The 19284-nt window shown below is 50.8% G+C and carries 21 protein-coding genes; 6 read left to right on the top strand and 15 right to left on the bottom strand.

Annotated features, from left to right (window positions below):
* Window positions 1–23: 23 nt before the first annotated feature.
* From SE18_RS23935 to rpmH, 8 genes are all read right to left on the bottom strand, one after another.
* The gene (locus tag SE18_RS23935; protein WP_054537009.1) at window positions 24–1265 is read right to left on the bottom strand and encodes an MATE family efflux transporter; all 1242 of its coding nucleotides are present in this window, start codon (window positions 1263–1265) and stop codon (window positions 24–26) included.
* A 319-nt stretch (window positions 1266–1584) separates the two neighbouring features.
* Window positions 1585–2406: a dolichyl-phosphate beta-glucosyltransferase gene (locus SE18_RS23930; RefSeq protein WP_054537008.1), complete on the bottom strand. Its 822-nt coding sequence runs from the start codon at window positions 2404–2406 to the stop codon at window positions 1585–1587.
* A 251-nt stretch (window positions 2407–2657) separates the two neighbouring features.
* On the bottom strand, window positions 2658–3641 hold the full coding sequence (locus tag SE18_RS23925) for a hydroxymethylglutaryl-CoA lyase (protein ID WP_054537007.1): 984 nt from the start codon (window positions 3639–3641) through the stop codon (window positions 2658–2660).
* A gap of 74 nt (window positions 3642–3715) precedes the next feature.
* The gene (gene jag, locus SE18_RS23920) at window positions 3716–4438 is read right to left on the bottom strand and encodes an RNA-binding cell elongation regulator Jag/EloR (protein WP_152976748.1); all 723 of its coding nucleotides are present in this window, start codon (window positions 4436–4438) and stop codon (window positions 3716–3718) included.
* 33 nt (window positions 4439–4471) lie between these two features.
* Window positions 4472–5413: a YidC/Oxa1 family membrane protein insertase gene (locus SE18_RS23915; protein ID WP_054537006.1), complete on the bottom strand. Its 942-nt coding sequence runs from the start codon at window positions 5411–5413 to the stop codon at window positions 4472–4474.
* A gap of 45 nt (window positions 5414–5458) precedes the next feature.
* The gene (gene yidD / locus SE18_RS27000) at window positions 5459–5665 is read right to left on the bottom strand and encodes a membrane protein insertion efficiency factor YidD (protein WP_012188321.1); all 207 of its coding nucleotides are present in this window, start codon (window positions 5663–5665) and stop codon (window positions 5459–5461) included.
* A complete protein-coding gene (rnpA, locus tag SE18_RS23910) occupies window positions 5658–6029 on the bottom strand; it encodes a ribonuclease P protein component (RefSeq protein ID WP_054537005.1) in 372 nt (123 codons plus the stop codon). The genes yidD and rnpA overlap by 8 nt, the downstream gene beginning before the upstream one ends.
* Before the next feature lie 3 nt (window positions 6030–6032).
* Complete coding sequence (gene rpmH, locus SE18_RS23905; RefSeq protein WP_012188323.1) at window positions 6033–6209, bottom strand: 50S ribosomal protein L34; 177 nt, start codon at window positions 6207–6209, stop codon at window positions 6033–6035.
* Between the two features lie 246 nt (window positions 6210–6455).
* Here rpmH and SE18_RS23900 point away from each other — a divergent pair, with 246 nt between their 5' ends.
* On the top strand, window positions 6456–7379 hold the full coding sequence (locus SE18_RS23900) for an MBL fold metallo-hydrolase (protein WP_083470129.1): 924 nt from the start codon (window positions 6456–6458) through the stop codon (window positions 7377–7379).
* Window positions 7380–7420: 41 nt separating this feature from the next.
* Here SE18_RS23900 and SE18_RS23895 read toward each other — a convergent pair whose 3' ends face one another.
* A complete protein-coding gene (locus tag SE18_RS23895) occupies window positions 7421–8713 on the bottom strand; it encodes a lysophospholipid acyltransferase family protein (protein ID WP_054537003.1) in 1293 nt (430 codons plus the stop codon).
* Window positions 8714–8761: 48 nt separating this feature from the next.
* Here SE18_RS23895 and SE18_RS23890 point away from each other — a divergent pair, with 48 nt between their 5' ends.
* The 3 genes from SE18_RS23890 (at window position 8762) to SE18_RS27635 (ending at window position 11229) form a co-directional block, all read left to right on the top strand.
* On the top strand, window positions 8762–9382 hold the full coding sequence (locus SE18_RS23890) for a hypothetical protein (RefSeq protein ID WP_054537002.1): 621 nt from the start codon (window positions 8762–8764) through the stop codon (window positions 9380–9382).
* 165 nt (window positions 9383–9547) lie between these two features.
* A complete protein-coding gene (locus tag SE18_RS23885) occupies window positions 9548–9763 on the top strand; it encodes a Franean1_4349 family RiPP (RefSeq protein ID WP_054537001.1) in 216 nt (71 codons plus the stop codon).
* Between the two features lie 581 nt (window positions 9764–10344).
* The gene (locus tag SE18_RS27635) at window positions 10345–11229 is read left to right on the top strand and encodes a PP2C family protein-serine/threonine phosphatase (RefSeq protein ID WP_160319547.1); all 885 of its coding nucleotides are present in this window, start codon (window positions 10345–10347) and stop codon (window positions 11227–11229) included.
* On the opposite strand, the gene SE18_RS23875 is transcribed toward SE18_RS27635, so the two are convergent.
* A complete protein-coding gene (locus SE18_RS23875; protein ID WP_054536999.1) occupies window positions 11165–12532 on the bottom strand; it encodes a glycosyltransferase family 117 protein in 1368 nt (455 codons plus the stop codon). The two genes, SE18_RS27635 and SE18_RS23875, sit on opposite strands and share 65 nt — an antisense overlap.
* Window positions 12533–12538: 6 nt before the next feature.
* Between SE18_RS23875 and SE18_RS23870 the strand changes: the two genes are divergently transcribed.
* Window positions 12539–13696, top strand: a complete 1158-nt coding sequence (locus SE18_RS23870; protein WP_054536998.1) for a glycosyltransferase — start codon at window positions 12539–12541, stop codon at window positions 13694–13696.
* Here SE18_RS23870 and SE18_RS23865 read toward each other — a convergent pair whose 3' ends face one another.
* The 5 genes from SE18_RS23865 to SE18_RS23845 form a co-directional block, all read right to left on the bottom strand.
* Window positions 13697–14734 (bottom strand): glycosyltransferase family 4 protein, encoded by a 1038-nt coding sequence (locus tag SE18_RS23865; protein ID WP_054536997.1) that lies wholly within the window; start codon window positions 14732–14734, stop codon window positions 13697–13699.
* Window positions 14735–14765: 31 nt separating this feature from the next.
* Complete coding sequence (locus SE18_RS23860) at window positions 14766–15419, bottom strand: NUDIX hydrolase (protein WP_054536996.1); 654 nt, start codon at window positions 15417–15419, stop codon at window positions 14766–14768.
* A 78-nt stretch (window positions 15420–15497) separates the two neighbouring features.
* Window positions 15498–15911 (bottom strand): hypothetical protein, encoded by a 414-nt coding sequence (locus tag SE18_RS23855; protein ID WP_152976747.1) that lies wholly within the window; start codon window positions 15909–15911, stop codon window positions 15498–15500.
* 166 nt (window positions 15912–16077) lie between these two features.
* The gene (locus tag SE18_RS23850) at window positions 16078–17181 is read right to left on the bottom strand and encodes an ABC transporter ATP-binding protein (RefSeq protein ID WP_054536994.1); all 1104 of its coding nucleotides are present in this window, start codon (window positions 17179–17181) and stop codon (window positions 16078–16080) included.
* On the bottom strand, window positions 17162–18094 hold the full coding sequence (locus SE18_RS23845) for a LacI family DNA-binding transcriptional regulator (RefSeq protein ID WP_054536993.1): 933 nt from the start codon (window positions 18092–18094) through the stop codon (window positions 17162–17164). The genes SE18_RS23850 and SE18_RS23845 overlap by 20 nt, the downstream gene beginning before the upstream one ends.
* Before the next feature lie 84 nt (window positions 18095–18178).
* On the opposite strand from SE18_RS23845, the gene SE18_RS23840 reads away from it, so the two are divergent.
* Window positions 18179–19120: a PAS domain-containing protein gene (locus SE18_RS23840; protein ID WP_054536992.1), complete on the top strand. Its 942-nt coding sequence runs from the start codon at window positions 18179–18181 to the stop codon at window positions 19118–19120.
* Window positions 19121–19284 lie beyond the last annotated feature (164 nt).

The raw sequence follows: 19284 nt of genomic DNA, 5'->3' as shown, positions 1-19284 counted from the left end.
AAAACCGCGCTTGATCTCAATAATCAAGCGCGGTTTTGTGTGTACTCCAGCCATTCGCTCAAGCAGACTGTCGCTAGCAAAACCAGCATAACCAGCGCTTGAGCATTCAATACATGGTTAATTGTTTGATGCGCTGCGCTCAAAAGTACGATTTGTCCAATCCCAGCCCCAAGCGTCAGCCAAACCCCGCTCTGGCGTTGTTGGGCCACTTGATAGGCAACGAGGAAATTTACCACCGCATAGCCGCTGGCAATTGCCGCGTAGCGCCAAAGCACACCGCCAATCGGCAGATAAGCTGAGCCAAAAAGCCACTTAACCAATAGCTGAGGCATGGCCCAGCAGGTTAGGCTAAATATGATTCCAATGCCAATGATCATACCCAAACTTTGCCAAAATGCCTGTCGCTGTTGGCTCTGCGCCTTATCAGCGCGTAGAAGTTTGGCAAACACCAAGCTTGCAACTGTGCTGCTGATGAAGAAGCCGATTCGACCAATCAAGGCTAAGGCTGCATATTGGCCCGCAATCTGGCTAGAAAACCAGAGCGTTACCAAGAGCAGATCGCTATTGAGGATTAAGCCTTGGCCGAGCATGCGCAGTCCAATTGGCGCTGCTGGCTGGAGTTGAATCGCTGTGTCGCTGATCTCAGTCACGCCAGGTTTGGCATAGCTCAAGCCCCAAGCTAGCAGCAATGAAGCTGTAAAGGCTCCACTAGCGGCTGATACGCCCAAGCCAAGTTCGACCACGATAACTGCCCCACTGAATCGAAGCAAGGTCTCTAGCAGCAAATTACCTGCAAGCCGCCCAAATGCTGCTTGGCTTTGCATAATGCCCCGCTCAACCCCAAGTGGATAGTAACAGATCAAGCCTAATCCAAGCAGCAACAACGGCGTTGGGCTTGTCCCAAACAGGCTTTGCCAAAATCCGACCAATCCTGCGCAGAGCAGGGCATTGAGCGCTCCAACAATCCAAGCTATGCGCCGCAGTTGTCGCAGTTGCGCATGGTTGTTGCGGCTAACGCTGAAGCGTGTGGCTTGAACTTGAAAGAAACTACTAACGAGGGATGCGAGGCCAAACAGCGTCAGAATTAAGTTGATTTCTGCATAGCCTCCAGGGCCTAGCCCACGGCCAAGCACGCTGGCAAAGCCATAGTTCGTGAGGTTAACCAAGATCATACTGCCCAGCAGCCAGAACTTGGTTAATGGTTTCAGCCGCTGCAGAAGTGGAATGTGGATGGTGGTAAAACCAGAACGTTGAAGTACACCCATAACGAGGCTTTCGTGTAAAAATACCGTTAGCTTAACTATAGGTCGCTTTAATCCTGAAACCAATAAGCGAATAGTCACGCATCTGAGCGCTACTAATTTGGATAGGGAGTAACCACACAGGGCTATTTGGTAGTAGCTACTTATTGCATTTTAAGCATATTGGGGTGCTTGAATAGGTACCAGTCATCGCTCCTATGTATGCTGCACTCACCCCTAATTGCGCTAATGTTGCCCATAGAACCCGGCAAACAACAGCCCCTCGGCTACGTAGCGAGGGGCTGAGGAGCAGCAAATGCTTATTCAGTGAGCAACAAGTTTTTTAGGCAAACCACTGGCCTGATTGCGGCGATTTAGACTTTGTTTTTTTTTGGCTTGAGCTTGGGTAACGTCCGCGCCAATGGTTGATCTGAATTGTCATAATGTCGCGCAGAAACTGATAGGCATCGCGAATTGGATGGACTTTCGAGCCAGCAACATCAACCCATTCGACGGCAATTTCATTAGTTTGATAGCCAAAAATGTCGGCAATCACCAACAGCTCTAAATCGAAGGCAAAGCCATTGATGGTTTGGACTTGAGCCAAATGTTTGGCTACCGCGCGATGAAACAGTTTGAAGCCACATTGGCTATCGCGAATATTCAGCTTCAAGCCATGTTCAACAATCAGCCGCAGCCCAGCACTCATTACACAGCGACTCAAGCGCCGTTCTTTGGTTTGCAGCAGTTGTTTGGCCCGCGAGCCTATCGCCAAATCGTAGTTGCCTTGCGCTAACGAGGGCAATAATTTATTTAACTCAGTGATTGGCGTCGCATTATCTGCATCAGTAAACAGAATAAAATTGCCCTTGGCTGCAATAATTCCAGCTCGTACTGCATGGCCCTTGCCATGATTGCTTGAGCTTTTAATGATCGTCAAATTCGGATACTTTTGGGCTTCGATCAAGCTAATTGTTTGATCAGTTGAGCCATCATCGCTAATAATTAATTCCCATGAACGGCCTCGCTCGTTGAGATAATGCACGATTGCATCGATGCTCGGAATGATCCGTTTTTGTTCGTTGAAACAGGGAATGATAATCGAAAGTTCAGGGGCTTGCCCAACGACTGCTTGATTGGTGGCTTTGGGTGGTGGCTGAAACATACTGGCAATCCCTTAATGCATGAATCATTGTGCTTGCAAGCAGCATAGATCTGATAGCCTAGGACGGGTATGGTCTATCAGTCCGCCCTAGCATAGGCCTTTTTGCAAGCTGCTATAAGGCTTCGTAGCAGGGTTGTTCATGACTATTGGGTAGTGCAGGGTCAGCCAAGCAAGGTAGGAGCTTAATTGTGGCATGCAAAACCCATCAGCCCAACCAATGTATGGAGCTTGGGCTAATGGGTGAATGCTGCTTAAACGGTGCGGCTGGTTTGTGCGTCTAGGACTTCGGCTTCGTTCCATGGGCGCATGCTGCCCCCAGGAATATGGCCACAAATGCCGCCTTTGATAACTTGCCCAGGCACTTCGTGGCCAAGCAAGCTTTCGATCAGTTTGGCACACGAAACCAACTTTGGAATATCGAGGCCGGTGTCGATGCCCATTTCGTGCAGCATATGCACCGTATCTTCGGTGCAGATATTGCCGGGCGCGCCTGGCGCGAATGGGCAACCACCAATCCCCCCAATGCTCGCATCAATTCGATCGATGCCAACTTCGAGGGCAGCGAGTACGTTGGCTAAGCCAGCGCCGCGTGCACTATGCGGGTGCAAGCGCAACGGCGCGTGCGGGAAGCGCTCGCGTAAGGCTAACACCACCGCTTGGACTAAGCGCGGATGGGCCATACCTGTTGTATCGCCAAGCGTAATTTGGCTGGCTCCAAGCGCTAGCAGGCGTTCGGTCATGCTCACGACGCGCTCGATTGGCACATCGTTTTCGAAGGGGCAGCCAAAGACCACCGAAAGCACAGCTTCGAACTCAATTTGCGCATCGTTGAGCGCCAGCGCAATATCGGCGGCAGCAGCCAGCGATTCGTTGATGCTCATGCGTACATTGCTTTGATTATGGCTTTCGGAAGCGCTCAAGAAAATTTGCACCGAATCGGCGCGGGCTTCGATTGCCCGTTGCGCTCCGCGTAAATTTGGTGCAATTGCGCTATAAATCACATCGGGGCGACGTTCGATGCGCGCAAAAACCTCAGCGGTATCGGCCATTTGGGGCACATAACGCGGGTTGACGAACGAACCAACTTCGATTTGACGCAAGCCAGAATTATTGAGGGCATTGATCAGCAGAATTTTTTGCTCGGTGGTGAGGATGCGATCCTCGTTTTGCAAACCATCGCGAGGGCCAACTTCGCGGATGCTGACTGTGGCAGGCAAGTTAGTTAAGGGAATCATCATCGACTCCTTGGATATTGATTGGCGGGTGCTGAGAACAACACCCGCGCAACCACAGCGCTAATCGCCATTGACTAGCGTTTTGGATAAATAACGATTTTTCGATGCTCACCTTCGCCAGCGCTTTCGGTATAGACTGACGGATCTTCGCGCAGCGCCATATGGATGATGCGGCGTTCGAATGAACTCATTGGCTCAAGCGGCATTGGGCGGCCTGATTGGCGCACGCGTTCGGCCATGCGCAACGCTAAGCCCTCAAGTGAATCTTGACGCCGTTGGCGATATTGGCCAATGTCGATTACCACTTGCGACCAGCGCCCAGTTTGGCGATGAATTAAGACATTCAGCAGATATTGCAATGAGCGCAAGGTTTCGCCACGGCGGCCAATCATCAGGCCGGTAGTTTCTTCATCGACGCCCTCGATGTGCAAGGTTAGGGTATCTTCTTCATCATCGGAGCCTTTGGCCTTCTGTACAACCGGCGTTACAAAGGCATCGATGTTCATGCGAGTGAGCAAGGCCTCAAGCAACTGACGGGCGAGCGCCACGGTTTGCTCATCGGTGCTAGCGACGCGGCGGCGACGACGTTTTGGTTGTTCCTCATCGTCATCATCGCCATACTCAGCCAGCAACTCATCCTCATCGTCATCGACGCTGACGCGGACAAGGGCTGAATCAGCGGTTTGCGCTAAAACCTCGATCAGAGCTTCATCTTCATCTTTGCCGAGTTGGGCGAGGGCTTGAGCCACGGCCTCGGCCACGCTTGCTGCGCGTACTTCAACTTTTTGCAACGCCATGTCCTACACGTTCCTCCGAATTATAAGCCGAGACTAGCGCCGTTTTTTCGGCTTGCCAAGCTGCGCCTTAACATCTTCAATTGCTTGTTCGGTTGCGATGTCGCTGCTACCACTATCGGCGGCAGCACCAGCGGCGCTGACATCAGTAACCGGTTCTAATTTGCCAAGCGCAGTCCAAAAATCGCGGCGTTGGGGCTGATCACTTGGGCTTTCTGGTTCTTCAATCGTGATTGTAGCCGATTCTGGCAATGGTTGGTGCAAAAAGCCAGTTTTTTCGGGCAAAAATGGCAAATATTTCGAAAGCAAGCCAAAGCCTGAGGTGAAATATTGTTGCACCATTTGAATCAACGAACCAGTGACCGAATACAAGGTTGCGCCTGATGGGAATTGGAAATAGATAAAGCCAAAAATAAATGGCATAAACATCATCACTTTGTTCATTGAGGCTTGCTGTGGGTCTGGGTTGCGTTGCATTGCCATCAAGGTTGTGATGAATTGAAAGCCAATTGCCAAGAGTGGCAAAATATAATAGGGGTCTTTGGCGCTACCAGCAATCGCTTTGCCTGCACCATCGACTAATGGCGTCAGGCGGGGCAACCACAAAAACTGCACTTGTTCAGCAGTAGTTGAAACTTCGCTACCAAACAGTTGGATTGCTTGCCACACGCCAAACAGAATTGGCAACGAAATCAGAAGTGGTAAACAACCACCAACGGGGCTGGCTCCATGCTCACGATAGAGTTTCATGGTTTCTTGGGTCAATTTTTCGCGATCTTTGCCATATTTGCGTTGCAACTCGCGCAATTTTGGTTGGATGACCATAATTTTGCGTTGCGAACGTAATTGCTTTAGCGTCAGCGGCAACATGCCTAAACGAACTAAAATCGTAAAAGCGATAATTGCCCACCCCAAGTTGCCAAACAGATGGAACAGCCATTCGAGAAATGGTAAAAAGATTGGACCTAGAAAATTCATAGCCGTATATTCCTACGTTGTCATAGCAAAAAACCCTGTGCCAACTTATGGAACAGGGTCTTCACCACCCTGTGCCCATGGATGGCAACGGGCGATCCGTTTCAGTGTCAACCATGTACCTTTGAATGCCCCATATTTCGCGATAGCTTGATAGCCATAGTGGGAACAGGTTGGCGTATAGATACAACTTGGTGGTGTATATCGCGAAAAACGCTGGTACAAGCGAATAAGTGCCAATAAGATCTTACCCATGGCGATCTTCCTGTGATGGTTGTTCACGATCATGCCATAGCTGCGCTTGTTGCAGTAAACGCGAAACGGCCTGCTGAATCTGCTCCCAGGCCGCTGTGCGAAATCCCGCTCGTACAATAAAAATAACATCCCATCCTGGGCGAATCTGATCGTAGATCAAACGGATAGCTTCGCGCACTCGGCGTTTGTAACGATTGCGTTCGACGGCTGTGCCCAGCGCTTTGCGAACCACAATCCCACACCGAACGCGATTGGCCCGCGCTGGCGCGACGCTCAGCACCAAGAGTGGATGTGACCATGTACGACCGCCTTCGCGAACACGGCGAAAATCGCGTGGCGAGCGAAGGCGCTGTGAACGTTGCATTGTTTAGCGATGACCGCCTGGGCCTGCTGGTCGGCGTTTGTCGCTTACAGTTAACTTCCAGCGACCACGTTGGCGACGAGCTTTCAATACGGCGCGGCCTGTGCGAGTTTGCATGCGCTCCAAGAAACCGTGAACACGGCGGCGCTTGATGCGTTTTGGTTGCCAAGTTCGTTTTGGCATTGTGCGAATCCTCCGGTGTCAGACGAAACAAAAGCGCGTGCTCGCGCTTCTGTATAGATAAGACAAAATTGATAGCACGCCGCCATGGACGCGCTGTAGCTTATCTATTATAGCCTGACCGTCCGAAGCATGTCAAATTGTATTATGCTTATCATAGCAATTGGTTATATCCAACACTAAAGTGCTATTCTCAACTGAATCAGGTAAAATAGCTATACACTAATTTTGTAATCGAAACGGAGTGCAATGATGCAAGTTCCGCTAACCCAACTGAGCGATCAGATTGCCATGATCGATAATGGCCTGCTGACAACCGATGGTTTTGGCGCAACCTATGTGGTACAAGGCGATCAGGTCGCCCTGATTGAAACTGGCACATCATTAACTGCTGAAGCAACCTTGGCTGGGTTGCAGCAACTTGGAATCGACCCCGCCGCAGTTGAACATATCCTCTTAACTCACGTTCATATGGATCATAGTGGTGGGGCGGGAATTTTGGCCCAACATTTGCCCAATGCTAAGGTTTATTTACATTCAATGACGGCGGCGCATTTGGTCGAGCCAAGCAGATTGATGCGCAGTGTGGAGCGGGCGGTTGGCCCAATGTGGCAGGTTTATGGCACGATGCTGCCTATTGCTGCCGAGCGCATTCTGGCCGCCGAGCATTTGCGCCTAGAGCTTGGCAAAGGGATTGTGCTTGAAGCTGTGCCAACACCTGGCCACTCGCCCGATCATCTGGCGTTTTGGGAAGCCAATTCGGGCACAATGTGGGCTGGCGATTCAATTGGCATTTTGATGAGCACCTATAAGCTCAATATGCCCGTCACTCCGCCGCCAGCCTTCAATTTGGTTGATCAGCTGCAAACCTTCCAGACCTTGGCTCAATACCCAATTCGTCAACTGTTGCCTTCGCACTTTGGCCCGACAGTTGCGCCGCCAGCCTTGGCCCTCGAAGAAATGCACGAGCGTTTGGTCAAGATCGTGCGTGATGTGCGTGATAATCTGCATGCTGCTGAATTGCCAGTTGAGGCGATTGTTGAGCGCGCTCTCCCAACCAAGGAGCCGGTTGTGCCAGCACTCAATTTGGTGCTGTGGGGCAATTTGGCGATGAGCGTGCACGGCTTAAAACTCTTTTTTGATCGTAATCCGCAGGCAGTTGAATTAATTTAAATTGGGGGCGCAGGCTGAATTTCAGCTTGCGCCCTGTTTGCTTAATCGTTTAAGCTCAAAATGGTATTGGAAATTTGTTCGCCCAAATCGCGGCGACGTTGCAACAATTGGCTGGTGAGGTCTGGGTGGGTAAGCCGTAGCCACGAAGCGGCGGTTGCCTCGCGCACAGCCCGCCAGCGCTCGCTCCAGCGCAAGGCAATAAAGCCAAATAATGGGGCCAGCAGTAACCCAATCAATCCAGCTTGCCAGGTTGTGAGCAAGCCAATGATCAGACTGGTTATAATCCAGCCAATTGGTTGCAAAACTATGCCTGCAATCAATTTAATCGTGCTCAACACTTCTAGCTCTTTGGTCATGCGCGTGGCGATAATTCCGCTGAGCCGATACATCGGGTAGCTAAGCACAATACCACAAGCTGCTGGAATAAAAGCCAGCAACGTCCACAAAAACTTGCGCCAAAAGCGCCAGCGGGTGGCCAAGGGCAATTGCGGTGCCCAAGGGTCGGCGATGCCCAAAAGCCGCAAGGTGCGGGCATAGCGTTGAGCTTTAGCCGCCAAGGTTGCCAATTGCACCCGTTCGGTGGGCGTGAGCGAAGTATAGGCTTCGCGGCCACTTGGGCGTTTGCGCCGCAAGCGATCGACCGTCCAGCCAACCATCACTGGCAGGCCGCGTAATAATTCGGCGTTGCCCGCTTGGAACACCACGCCGCCCAAATGCTCGGCCATGCGTGTGGTCAAACTGGCAACTGCCTGTTCGCGTTCGGCCTCGGCGTGTTGAAACTGATTAACACTAATTGGTTTGCCAACTAATAAGAGCACTGAAGAACGAAAAATATGCTTATCTTCATACCACAAGCCAATTGGCACAATCTTTAAATCGAGTTGCCAATTGTGTTCTGCCTCTGCGCCGAGCGCAATGCGGGCCGCGCCTGAACGCAACGGCAACAGATAGGCTTCGGAGTGCGACGTTCCTTCGGGAAATAAGGCTAAATGGTGTTGATCGGCGAGTAATTGGCGGCAGCGGGCAAAGGTTTGTTCATTCAAATCGCGGGTATTGCTACCCTCAGCAGCATCGCTTTGGCGATAAATTGGCAATGCGCCAAACGCCTGCATCATCCAACGACCAATTGGATTGTTGAAAAAGGTGTTTTTGGCCAAAAACGCGACGGGCTGGCCGAGAATCAACATCAACAATAATGGGTCGAGCAAGCCATTGGGATGATTGAGCACAAACATCACCCTGCCACTGGGCAATTGCTCTAAGCCTTCGACAGCGATGCGTGGGTAGTACAAACGTAAGAGGCGAAACACCAACCAACGAACAAAACGACCCATGAATGTCCCCCAAACTTCTGTGATACGATAGCTGCAAAGGAGGCAGTTATGGATACCACCGAACTACGTGGCTTGCTTGCCAGTTTACCCCCAGCGGTGCTGCAAGCACTAGAAAGCGGCGATAGCGTGGCGTTTGAAGCGGCTTTTGCCGCGATGCCAGTCGAACAACAAACTCTTGTTAGCCAACAGCTTGAGCAATTTCAGCAACTCCAGATTGAGCAAGCGCTTGACACCTATGCAGAAGCGCCAACCCTTGAGCAATTGATCGATCAACTCCCACTCGATTTACGCGAAGCGGTGTTGAATAACGATCAAGCCCAAATTCAAGCCTTGTATAATCGCTTAGAGCGCCATGAACAAGACCAAATTGGCGAGTTATTGCTGAGCATTCAAATGCTGGTTGCCAAACAGAGTGATACTAGCGGCGGAATAGATCTCGAAGATTTTGCAAGTTTGCTTGATGCTATTGTAGCAGCAACTCATGATCCTGCGCTACCACGGGTCGAATTACGCTTGACCTTGGCCGACCTTGAGAGCCTTGGTTGGCAACTGAGCAACCCAGTTGAGCAAATTTGGGCTGGCGAACGCGACCAGCAACGCCTACTCCATGGCCTTGATGATCGCGACCGCGACCTGATTAACTATATTCTCGCGACACTCAAGCACTAATATACGAGCCATAACCAACAGCCGATTGTACCCAAAGATACATTGGTTGATGTAGCTGAGGCTTGGCTTGAACTGTAAGAATGGTTTGAACTAATAACCTATTGCTAATATCCAAGATCTTCATATAATGATGGTCATCCAACATCCTACCCTGGAGGAACCCGTATGAGTTCAAAGCATAGCGATGAATTTCAACGCCTGATCGATCAAGCCACCTCGGACGAAGCCTTCCGTCAAGAACTGTTGGATAGTAGCAACATTGCAGAAACTATTAAAAACCATGGTTTTAACTTAACTGATGCTGAATTGAAACAAGTCGAAGAATCTGCCACTAATTATAAAGATACGAGTTTTCATCGAAGTGTTTCATTCTGGGATTAACCCAAGCGATTGAATGATCTTTTAACTATTGAGTCACAATCATAATGGTTGTGACTCAGTACTATACTATGGCTCAACAACATTTATCTGCTCAAAATCGAGATCTTGAAATTCAAAGTACACTGCAACGAAAAGCAGTGTTTCTGCGTTACATCAATAAAACAGTAATTTATATCCATTACTTTCTTTTAGCATATATCTTTTTTCTTTTATTTAAGACCTTTAATGGCAAGTATATATATTCAATTTTATATATACTATCAAGTATCGGTATATTAATTTATGCGGATATGCTTCGGAAAAAAGGTAAGATAGATTTATCGGCAAAAATAATATCGATCTTTATTAATGTGCTTATTGCATTAACAATGCTGATTAATCTTTTCTCGAATTCTTTTGATACAGCAATTACATTTAGTTATGTTCTTAGCCTTTCAATATTAATTTCAGCTTTTGTTGTAAACTCAAGATTTTCTATTATTCAAACGGGAATTAACATTAGTTTTATTTTAGCTGTTTTTATTCCAACAAAACAAGTTCCTTCAATTGGTGCAATTATTCCAATTATTGGTTTCTTAATCATGATTACTTTGATTGCTTGGCTCTACCAACGAACGCTTGATCGTTCAATGGAATCGCTTCAGGAAGCGCGCCAGCAATTAATGCAAGACACGCTGATTCGTCAGGAGTTGGCGATTGCACGTAATTTGCAGCAAGACCTCTATCCGAAGCCCCAACGCTATAGCGAATGCCTCGATATTGGTGCTTCGGTGCAGCCAGCGCTCGAAACGAGCGGCGATTTGTATGATCTGATTCGTTTGAATGACGATGAAATTGCAATTATTGTCGGCGATGCAACTGGCAAGAGCGTTGCTGCGGCCATGGTTATGGCTATGACCCGCTCAATTATTCGCAGCGAAGCCCGCCGTTCGCGTAACCCAGGCCATGTGTTGCGCCATGTCAACGCGATTTTGCACGCCGATGATGCAGTCAATCAGATGATGACTGTTTGGTATGGGGTGCTTAATTTGCGTAATCATCAATTGCGCTTTGCCAACGCAGGCCACCCGTTTCCGCTCTTGCGACGCAATGGTACGATTCAAGAATTAGAGGCCTTTGGCACGCCGCTGCGCTCAATTCGCAACTTCCCCTATGCTGAGCAAACCATCCAATTGCAAGCCAATGATCGCTTGGTGGTCTATACCGATGGCGTGATTGAAACCATGAACGAGCAACGCGAGTTGTATAGCTTTGATCGTTGGTGCTTGGCGGTGCGCGAGCTGGAAGCAGAAAATACCTCTAGCTTAATTGATGCCTATTGTGCAGATGTTGATCGCTTTCGTGGTGCTGCCCGCCAAGCAGACGACCTGACCTTGGTGATCGTTGATATTATTAAAGATCCTAGCGAGTTGATAACCCTTCCCGTCGCTGATACCACAACTGTTGTTGTAGGCGCTGATCAATAATTTGTACGTCAGGCCGCACTCCCAACACCGCTTGCACATACCACGCACTAAATGTTGTTTGATCGTCGTTGCTCAGCAATTGGCCATTGGTTGGCTGTTGTTGTAACAGCGCGATTGCTTGATCGCGGTTTTGGGTTTGGCCACGTAGCGAATAGTGCCACCCCAAAGGCAAGCAGATTAACAGCAACATTGGCGCGAGCCAAATCCAACTTGCAAGCTTTGGCCTTTGCGCCAACCACACCACGCCCATGCCAAGCAGCCAAGCAGCTAAGCCATGAATTGGCAAGAGATAGACTTGGGCATCAGCGCCGCCATAACTGATAGCCCAAAGCAGGGTTACGCCAGCCCAACCTCCAAGCAGCCAGCGTTGGCCAAGCGTCATTTTTAGCCAACCACAGCCAATTAACAATGGGCCGACGATCCACCAATAGCTGGCTAGTAAATCGCGAATGGCTAAAATGAAGCGTTGCAGTTGCTCGCTCAGTGGCACTGCGCCAACTAAATAGCGATATTCGCTAGCACTGATGTGGCTGATTGCGCCAGTAACATTGCTCCAATCGCCCCAACTTGCTTGTGGCACCGCCGCACCACGCCATGGCAATACCAGATAGCTACTCACGCCAAGCAACAGCATAAGCAACAATAGCCCAAGTTGCTGCCATTTAATCGCCCATTTGGCCTTAAACCACCACACTCCAAAGCCAACTAACCACGCAGCAACTGGCAGTTGCACGCCCAAACCCAAGCCTAAGACCAAGCCAAGTGCCGCCAATGTGCTGGTGTGTTGCCAGCGCTGCCAACGCAGGCTGAGCCACAATAACAATGCTTGAAACAAATTTGCCAAGGCATAGACTTCAACCACTAGGGCTTGTTGCCAAATCCGTTGGCTCAAGCCCAAGCCCAAGCCTGCGGCCAACATTGCGCTCCAGCGGATCGAGCGTGGCTGGTCGCTGGCGCTTAATCCAACACAGGCTGCGACGATGCCTGCACTCAAGGCAGTTGCCACTCCACTCAACAATGCTAGGCGTTGGGCTGGCTCGCCGCCAAACCAGTGGAGCGCAACTTGCCCAACCAGCAAATAGGTTGGCGAGCCTGGTGGATGCGGCACTGCGCCAAACCAGAGTGCGGTTGCTAACTCGCCGCTGTCACTGCTGCCATAGGCAGTGCTAATAGTTGGGCTGCGCATCAGCCAATAAACTGGCAAAAGTAGGCCGACGATCAACCATGGCACGACTTGATCCATCCATTGGCGCGACTGCTGCGTGATATAGTGTGCTGATTGTTTTACAGTTTGAGGATTCATTGATTTATGCTTCCTGTTGTGATTGGGCTATGTTTTGGCTTGGCTTCGTTGATTTTATTGGTGCGTGATGCGCTGTTGCTCAAAAAAATTCCCCAAATTGAGCCACGCCCAGCGCTTGAGCCACTGACAAGCATTGATGTGCTGGTGCCAGCGCGGAATGAAGCGCACAATATTGGTCATCTGTTGCGCGGTATGGCCCAGCAAACCAGCAGCGATTGGCAACTGACCATTCTTGATGATCATTCGACCGACCAAACTAGCGCGATTGTAGCCGAAGTTGCGGCCCACGATCAACGGGTGCGCTTGTTGCACGGCCAAACTTTGCCTGCTGGCTGGACTGGCAAATGCTGGGCTTGTTGGCAATTGGCCGAGGCTAGTTCGAGCGAGTGGCTGTTGTTTCTTGATGCTGATACCAAGCCGCAGCCTGCAATGTTGGCCCAAGCGTTGGCCTATGCTGAAGCAGAAAAGCTCGATTTGCTAACATTTTTGCCTTTTTCGGAGCTTGGCAGTTTTTGGGAAAAAACCTTGTTGCCAGCGTTTTTTTCAATTATTCAGGCGGCCTATCCGGTGAGCAAAGTTAATACGCCTGGCTCTGGCGTGGTTTTGGCGAATGGCCAGTTTATTTTGGTGCGGCGCAGCGCCTATTTGCGCGCTGGCGGCCATGCAGCAGTGCGGGATCGGGTGCTTGAGGATGTTGAATTGGCCCAAGCAATTGTGCGGGCTGGCGGTGTGATGAAGGCCGTGTATGCTGGCGAGTTGCTGCGGGTGCGCATGTATACCAATGGCAGCGAGGTGCGCGAGGGTTTGGTTAAAAACGCGATTGCTGGCTTGCGCAATGGCGGTGCTCGTTCTTCGTGGGCTGGTTTCCGGCAGATTTTGGTTGGAGTTGTGCCATTTGGCTTGGCTTTGCTGAGCATGTGGGCTTGGCTGCGGCGCTGGACATTCTGGCCAAAACTTTTGTTGAGTGGCATGGCCACGCTGTTAAATGGGTTTGCATTCTGGAGTTGGGGCCGCTTTATGCAGCAATTGTATGGCTTGTCGCGGCGCCATGCGCTGCTTTTTCCTTTGGGGATTGTCTGTTATATGCTGCTCGCGGCAGAAGCAGCATGGCGCATTTGGTCGGGGCGCGGCGTAACCTGGAAAGGCCGCACCTACAAAGAATAATCAAGCTAAAACGAGCTGTTTGACGACATGCTCCCAGCGAATATTGGCAACCATTGCCGGGCCTTTGCTGCCAAGTTGGGCCGCCAAGGTGGGCGATTGCCAAAGTGCATCAAGCCGCGCAGCCATGGCCCGTGGCTCGGCAGGAGCGACAAATCCGGTTAGTCCATCGTGGATAAACTCTAAAACGGTGCCCGAATCTTGGGCTGTCAGCACCGGCTTGGCGGCCTCAAGCGCTTCGATCGTGGCAAAGCCAAAATCCTCGTCGATCGGAGCATAAAACACGGCGCGGGCATCAGCATACAAATCAATTAATGTTTGATCGTCCATCCAGCCGCGAAACTCAACCCGCTGTTCCAGCTCAAGCTGTTTGGCAAGCGCTTGAAGCTCGGCCATAGCTGGGCCACGGCCACCAATAATCGCCTTAACTGGTTGCTCGGTGTAGCTCAGCGCATGCAGCAATAAATCAAGCCGCTTGGCCTGATCCAGCCGCGAAATACTCAAAATATAGGGTTCGTAGCGGCCTTGGCGCAAGCGCCCACTATAAATCGAGGGTGGATACAGTGGCGTGCTGGCGAGATCGTTGAAGCGTTGCAAGCGCTGGCTGACGATTTTTGAGATGCTAAAACGGCGTTTGGCCTCAGCGAGAGCTTGTTGATCAAGCCGCATCAACGTGCGAGCTAATTGATCATCATCAGGTTGGCTGCCCCAATCGCTCCAGTTTGTGCCGCGCCAATCGTAGAGTTGGCGATGTTGATGCACCAACCAAACCACTTTTTTGGGGTGCGCAACCGCATATGAAGGAAATTTGGTACAGATCACTTGATCGACAGGCTGATCTTCGACGTGGCTTAGATCGAGCATGCGCCAAGCTAGCGCGCTATTGAGCAACTCGCGATGCGGCGTGCGCGTGAAGGGCAATGCCACCAAATCGGCTTCGTGGCCCGCTTGGCGCAAGGCGTTTACCAGCCCTTCGGCCAGCAATTCGGCCCCACCACGGGCAAAAGGCACTTGGGCAGTACAAACAAGAATCCGTTTCATTGGCTCTCAACGCTAAATGATTAGGTCGCCATTATACTATTTGTTGCAGCGCAGCTTGGGCACGTAAGGCTAATTGGGTCAGAATAATTGAGGTTGCGCCCCAAATTTTGTGCTCGCCATAGGGGTAGTGTGGCACTTGTAAGGCGACGCCACGGATCATTCGCTGTTCGGTTTGCACTGCATCAGCGGCCCAAAGTTGCTGTAATGGCAAATGCAATACATCGGCAACCTCACTGGGATTTGGCGCTAAATCGGGAGCATGATCAAGCCATGCGACAATCGGCGTGATGAGAAAATTACTGACTGGCACATACAACTCGCTGAGCCGCCCAATAATTGTCGGCTGATCAATGTGCAAGCCAATTTCTTCGTGGGCTTCGCGCAGCGCGGCGGCCTCGGGGCTAGCATCGCTTGGGTCAATCGAGCCGCCAGGCAGCGAGATTTCGCCAGTATGGCTGCGCAAGTTGCCGCTGCGCACCGTTAATGGCACAAACAAGTGCTCTGCCTCAGGATAGAGTAAGGCTAACACAGCACCATGCCGTGGTTGGATGTTGGCTGGCGGCAATAAATTGCGGCTCGGGTTGCCATTATCGAAGATTGGCAACAGCCGTGCGCGCGCTTCATCATCGTGGTTTAAATTGGCGAGTTGCGCTTGGAGCGCTGCGACGAAGGCTTGGTTTGGCATAAATCTGATTCCACTAAAATAAAAACTGATGGATTGTGACATCCACCAGTTTTTATTATACCGTTGATAGGGCTGAAATTAATCGGCTAATTTGCCAAAAACCATATAACTGCTATTCGAGCCAGGCATGCCATTTGATGAACCTTTATGCAGCTCGATCACCTCGTAGCGTCCGCCAGCCTCGAAAATACTGCCCTCGTGGACAATAATGTTTGTGGCCCGATACGCTGGATCGCGTTGGGTTTCATCGGCGACCGCAATGCGGGCAAATAGGCCATGTTGGGTTTGGCCTTGTTCGTCGGTATATTCACCATTTTCAACAAACTCTAGGCCAATGCCAAATTGGTTATCGGTATGATGCATTGTTCCATGCTTGATTGACATTTGCTGAATAAAGCGTGTTGCTTGGGCGGTCATGGTTGCTTGCTCCTGTTGGTTATTGCCACAGGCACTTAAGCAGCACAATCCAAGTATTAACCACATTCGGAGCATTGTGTCCTCTCATCAAGAAGCGCTAACTGATTCATACCCAACATCTCACGTTGGATTTAGCTAGTATTTCAAGAATTATGGGTGATGTCAAGGGTGAATTTAAACGCAAATCAGCGCAGCATGAACCATGCTGCGCTGATGTTTAGGCTTCGCCGAAGCCAATTTTTTAGACTAAAGCTTTTTCGGTGGCGATGTCGAAGATATGCATTTTTTCCATATCGTAGACTGCGCGAATTGGCTGGCCTGGGCGGGCTGACGTTCGTGGGTCGAAGCGCCCAATGATCGAGTGTTGGCCGCTTTGCAGGTAGGCGTAGATTTCGCTCCCCATTGGTTCGGTCACATCGACGGTGGTTTCGACGACTGCATCGCCATTAATGCCTGGTGGCAAAAGCGCTGCATCGTGCACGTCTTCTGGGCGCACGCCAAGCTCAACTTCTTTGCCAATGTGCGATTCGATGTGGGCGCGGCGGCTATTAGGAATTGGCACCGCGAAGCTGCCGCCATCGAAGAACAAGCGGCCATCGCCTTTGGTCAAGGTACCTTTGATGAAGTTCATCGAAGGCGAACCAATGAAGCCTGCCACAAATTTGTTCACTGGATGATCGTACAAGGTTTGTGGGCTATCGAGTTGTTGCAACAAGCCATCACGCATAACCGCAATCCGCGAACCCATGGTCATAGCTTCGGTTTGGTCGTGGGTCACGTAGATGAAGGTGGTTTTAAGCCGTTGGTGCAGCTTGCTAATTTCAGCCCGCGTTTGCACCCGCAACTTGGCATCCAAGTTCGAGAGTGGTTCGTCCATCAAGAAGACGGCTGGATCGCGGACGATTGCGCGGCCCAAGGCAACCCGTTGGCGTTGACCGCCCGAAAGTTGGCGTGGTTTGCGATCAAGCAAGTGGCCGATTGCCATCATTTCGGCGGCTTCTTCGACCCGACGCTTGATTTCGGGCTTGGGCACTTTGCGCAGTTTCAAACCAAAAGCCATGTTATCAAACACGGTCATGTGGGGATACAAGGCATAGCTTTGGAACACCATGGCAATATCGCGATCTTTGGGCGCAACATTGTTGACCACGCGATCCCCGATCATAATTTGGCCGCCAGTGATTTCTTCGAGGCCAGCCAAACAGCGCAACGCGGTTGATTTACCACAGCCTGAAGGGCCAACCAGCACCAAAAATTCTTGGTCGGGAATATCAATGTTGAGGTCTTTGAGCACATGCACATCGCCAAAGACTTTATCAACGTGATCAAACGTAATTGAAGCCATCGAGATCCTCCTTGAAACCTAATGAACCAATGACCAAGCTTGGGTTAAGCCATGTGCGGTGGGCAATGGCGGCTCCATCAAGCTGTTGTAGGAGTTTGCGAACCAAGGTGTGCGCCCAAAGCTCGGTTGGCCAGCGAAAGCCAGAGATGCCGCGTTGGCTGCTGCTGTGGCTTACAATCACTGGCACTTTGGCGTGATCGACCATCACAACCCCAGTTGCTAATTGGTGGCCACAGACAATCAAGCCATCGTAGTCGTTTTCGCTGGCGGCAAGGGTTTCGTAGGCCGCTACGCCATCGTGAAAACGATTGGCTGCTGGCTCAACGACTAAGCCTGGGTCGAAGCCAAGGCCTGCCTGCCGTAACGCGCGCCGATAGCCAAGATACCAACGGGCCGACCCTGGAATGCTGCGCGGCAGCGTAATCAGGCCAATCCGCTGCATGCCTGAATGGATCAAGGTTTCGACCGCGCGCTGGGCTGCAAACGCTGCGTCACATAAGACGGCTGGTTGATCAAACGGCGGCGCGAGTGCCCAAACCTGCGGCAATTGGGGATCGAGCGGCGTACCAAAGCTAATCCAACCATCAGCCAAATCACCGCGAGCTTGACTCTCTGCTGGTTGCAGCAGCAGACTATAGCCTGCGCTAGTCGCAGCGTTGGTTGCTTCGAGCAGCCAGGTTGCTAAATCAACTTCACATAAAAGATTGGCTTGGGGGAGCAGTACACCAATGGTTAAGGTGCGTTGACGTTGCAGATTGCGGCCTTGACGATGAGGTTGATAGCCGAGCTTTGTGACTGCGGCTAGCACTTTGTTGCGCGTGGCTTCGCTCACCGGCATGCTGTCGTTCAAGACATACGATACCGTGGCGAATGAAACCCCTGCTAATTGCGCAACATCCTTAATCGTTGCCATCGTTGGCCTCGTCTATTTAAACGTTTAAATAAAGTATACTGTAGTTGCTTGAACTTGACAAGTTGGCTTTATCAAGGAGGGTCTATGGCGCTTGGGCAACAACTGGTGCATCCCGATTGTCTGGCGTTTGTCGAGGTGGTTGAAGAATTGTTAGCGCGTCGCCAGCAAGGCGATGTGCCGCACAATCGTTGGCAACACGATGACCCATGGGGGCCACGCACTTGGAACCGCAGCGAACTCGAAGATATGGTCTATAGCAGCTACAAACAGATGCGCAAAGGCCGCATTACTCGTCCGCCCCGCCGCGAGGTGGTGATGGATATTGGCGATTATTTGAATTGTACGATCGATGAGCGCAATCGCTTATTAATTGCCGCCGCTAGCTCGCCAATTATGCCCTATCTGACTGGTGCGGCACTCAGCCCAATTCTCGCAATTACGATTGAAATTGTGCAGCAACTGAGCATGCCAGCCTTTGTGATCAATCGCGATTGGCAGATGCACTATTTTAATCAGCATTTACTTAATTTATTTGGCATAACTCCCGCAATGCTGGCGGCGATTGATCCAACCCAGTTGAATGTGTTGGGCCTCTTATGCGACCCCAGTTTGCCGCTCTACCAGCAGTTGATTCAAAATCGGGCTTCGTGGCAGCATATGCTGCGCAAAACGATCTATGGCTTTAAACAGGCCAATCTGTTGTGCCAATATGAGCCGTGGTATCAACAATTGGTTGCTCGTTTGTTGCAATTGCCCGAATTTGCCAGCCACTGGCCAACTGTCAGCCTTGATAAACCAATTCTGCCACCAAGCAGCGGCTTTGAATCGCCAACGATTGTGCTTGAAGCGCTAATTCCGCATACGCAGCCAACGCCCAAGCGGGCTTGGTTGCGGCCTTTATTGATGTCGGCGGGCTATTTTCAATTTGATTTTCCACAGATTGTGGCCTTTTTGCCAGCCAACACTGAGAGCCAAGCAATTTATGCAGAAATTGGCCTGCCGTTTGGCCTCAAGCACAGCAACTAACTGTAAAGGATGAGGGATGAAGCCGAGGGATCAGGGGCATAGGTGGTAACTTAAGCTCTGACAGGCTTAGGGATAGGCATACAAAGAACCTCGTGGTATGCTGGAAGCAATCACCCAACCAGCAGCACGAGGTTCCCCATGCATTCTACCACACCACCCGCCCA

This window comes from Herpetosiphon geysericola, assembly GCF_001306135.1.
Taxonomy (GTDB): Bacteria; Chloroflexota; Chloroflexia; order Chloroflexales; family Herpetosiphonaceae; genus Herpetosiphon; species Herpetosiphon geysericola.
The sequence above is the reverse complement of the archived record's forward strand: the minus strand, read 5'-3'. Positions and strand labels throughout refer to the sequence as shown.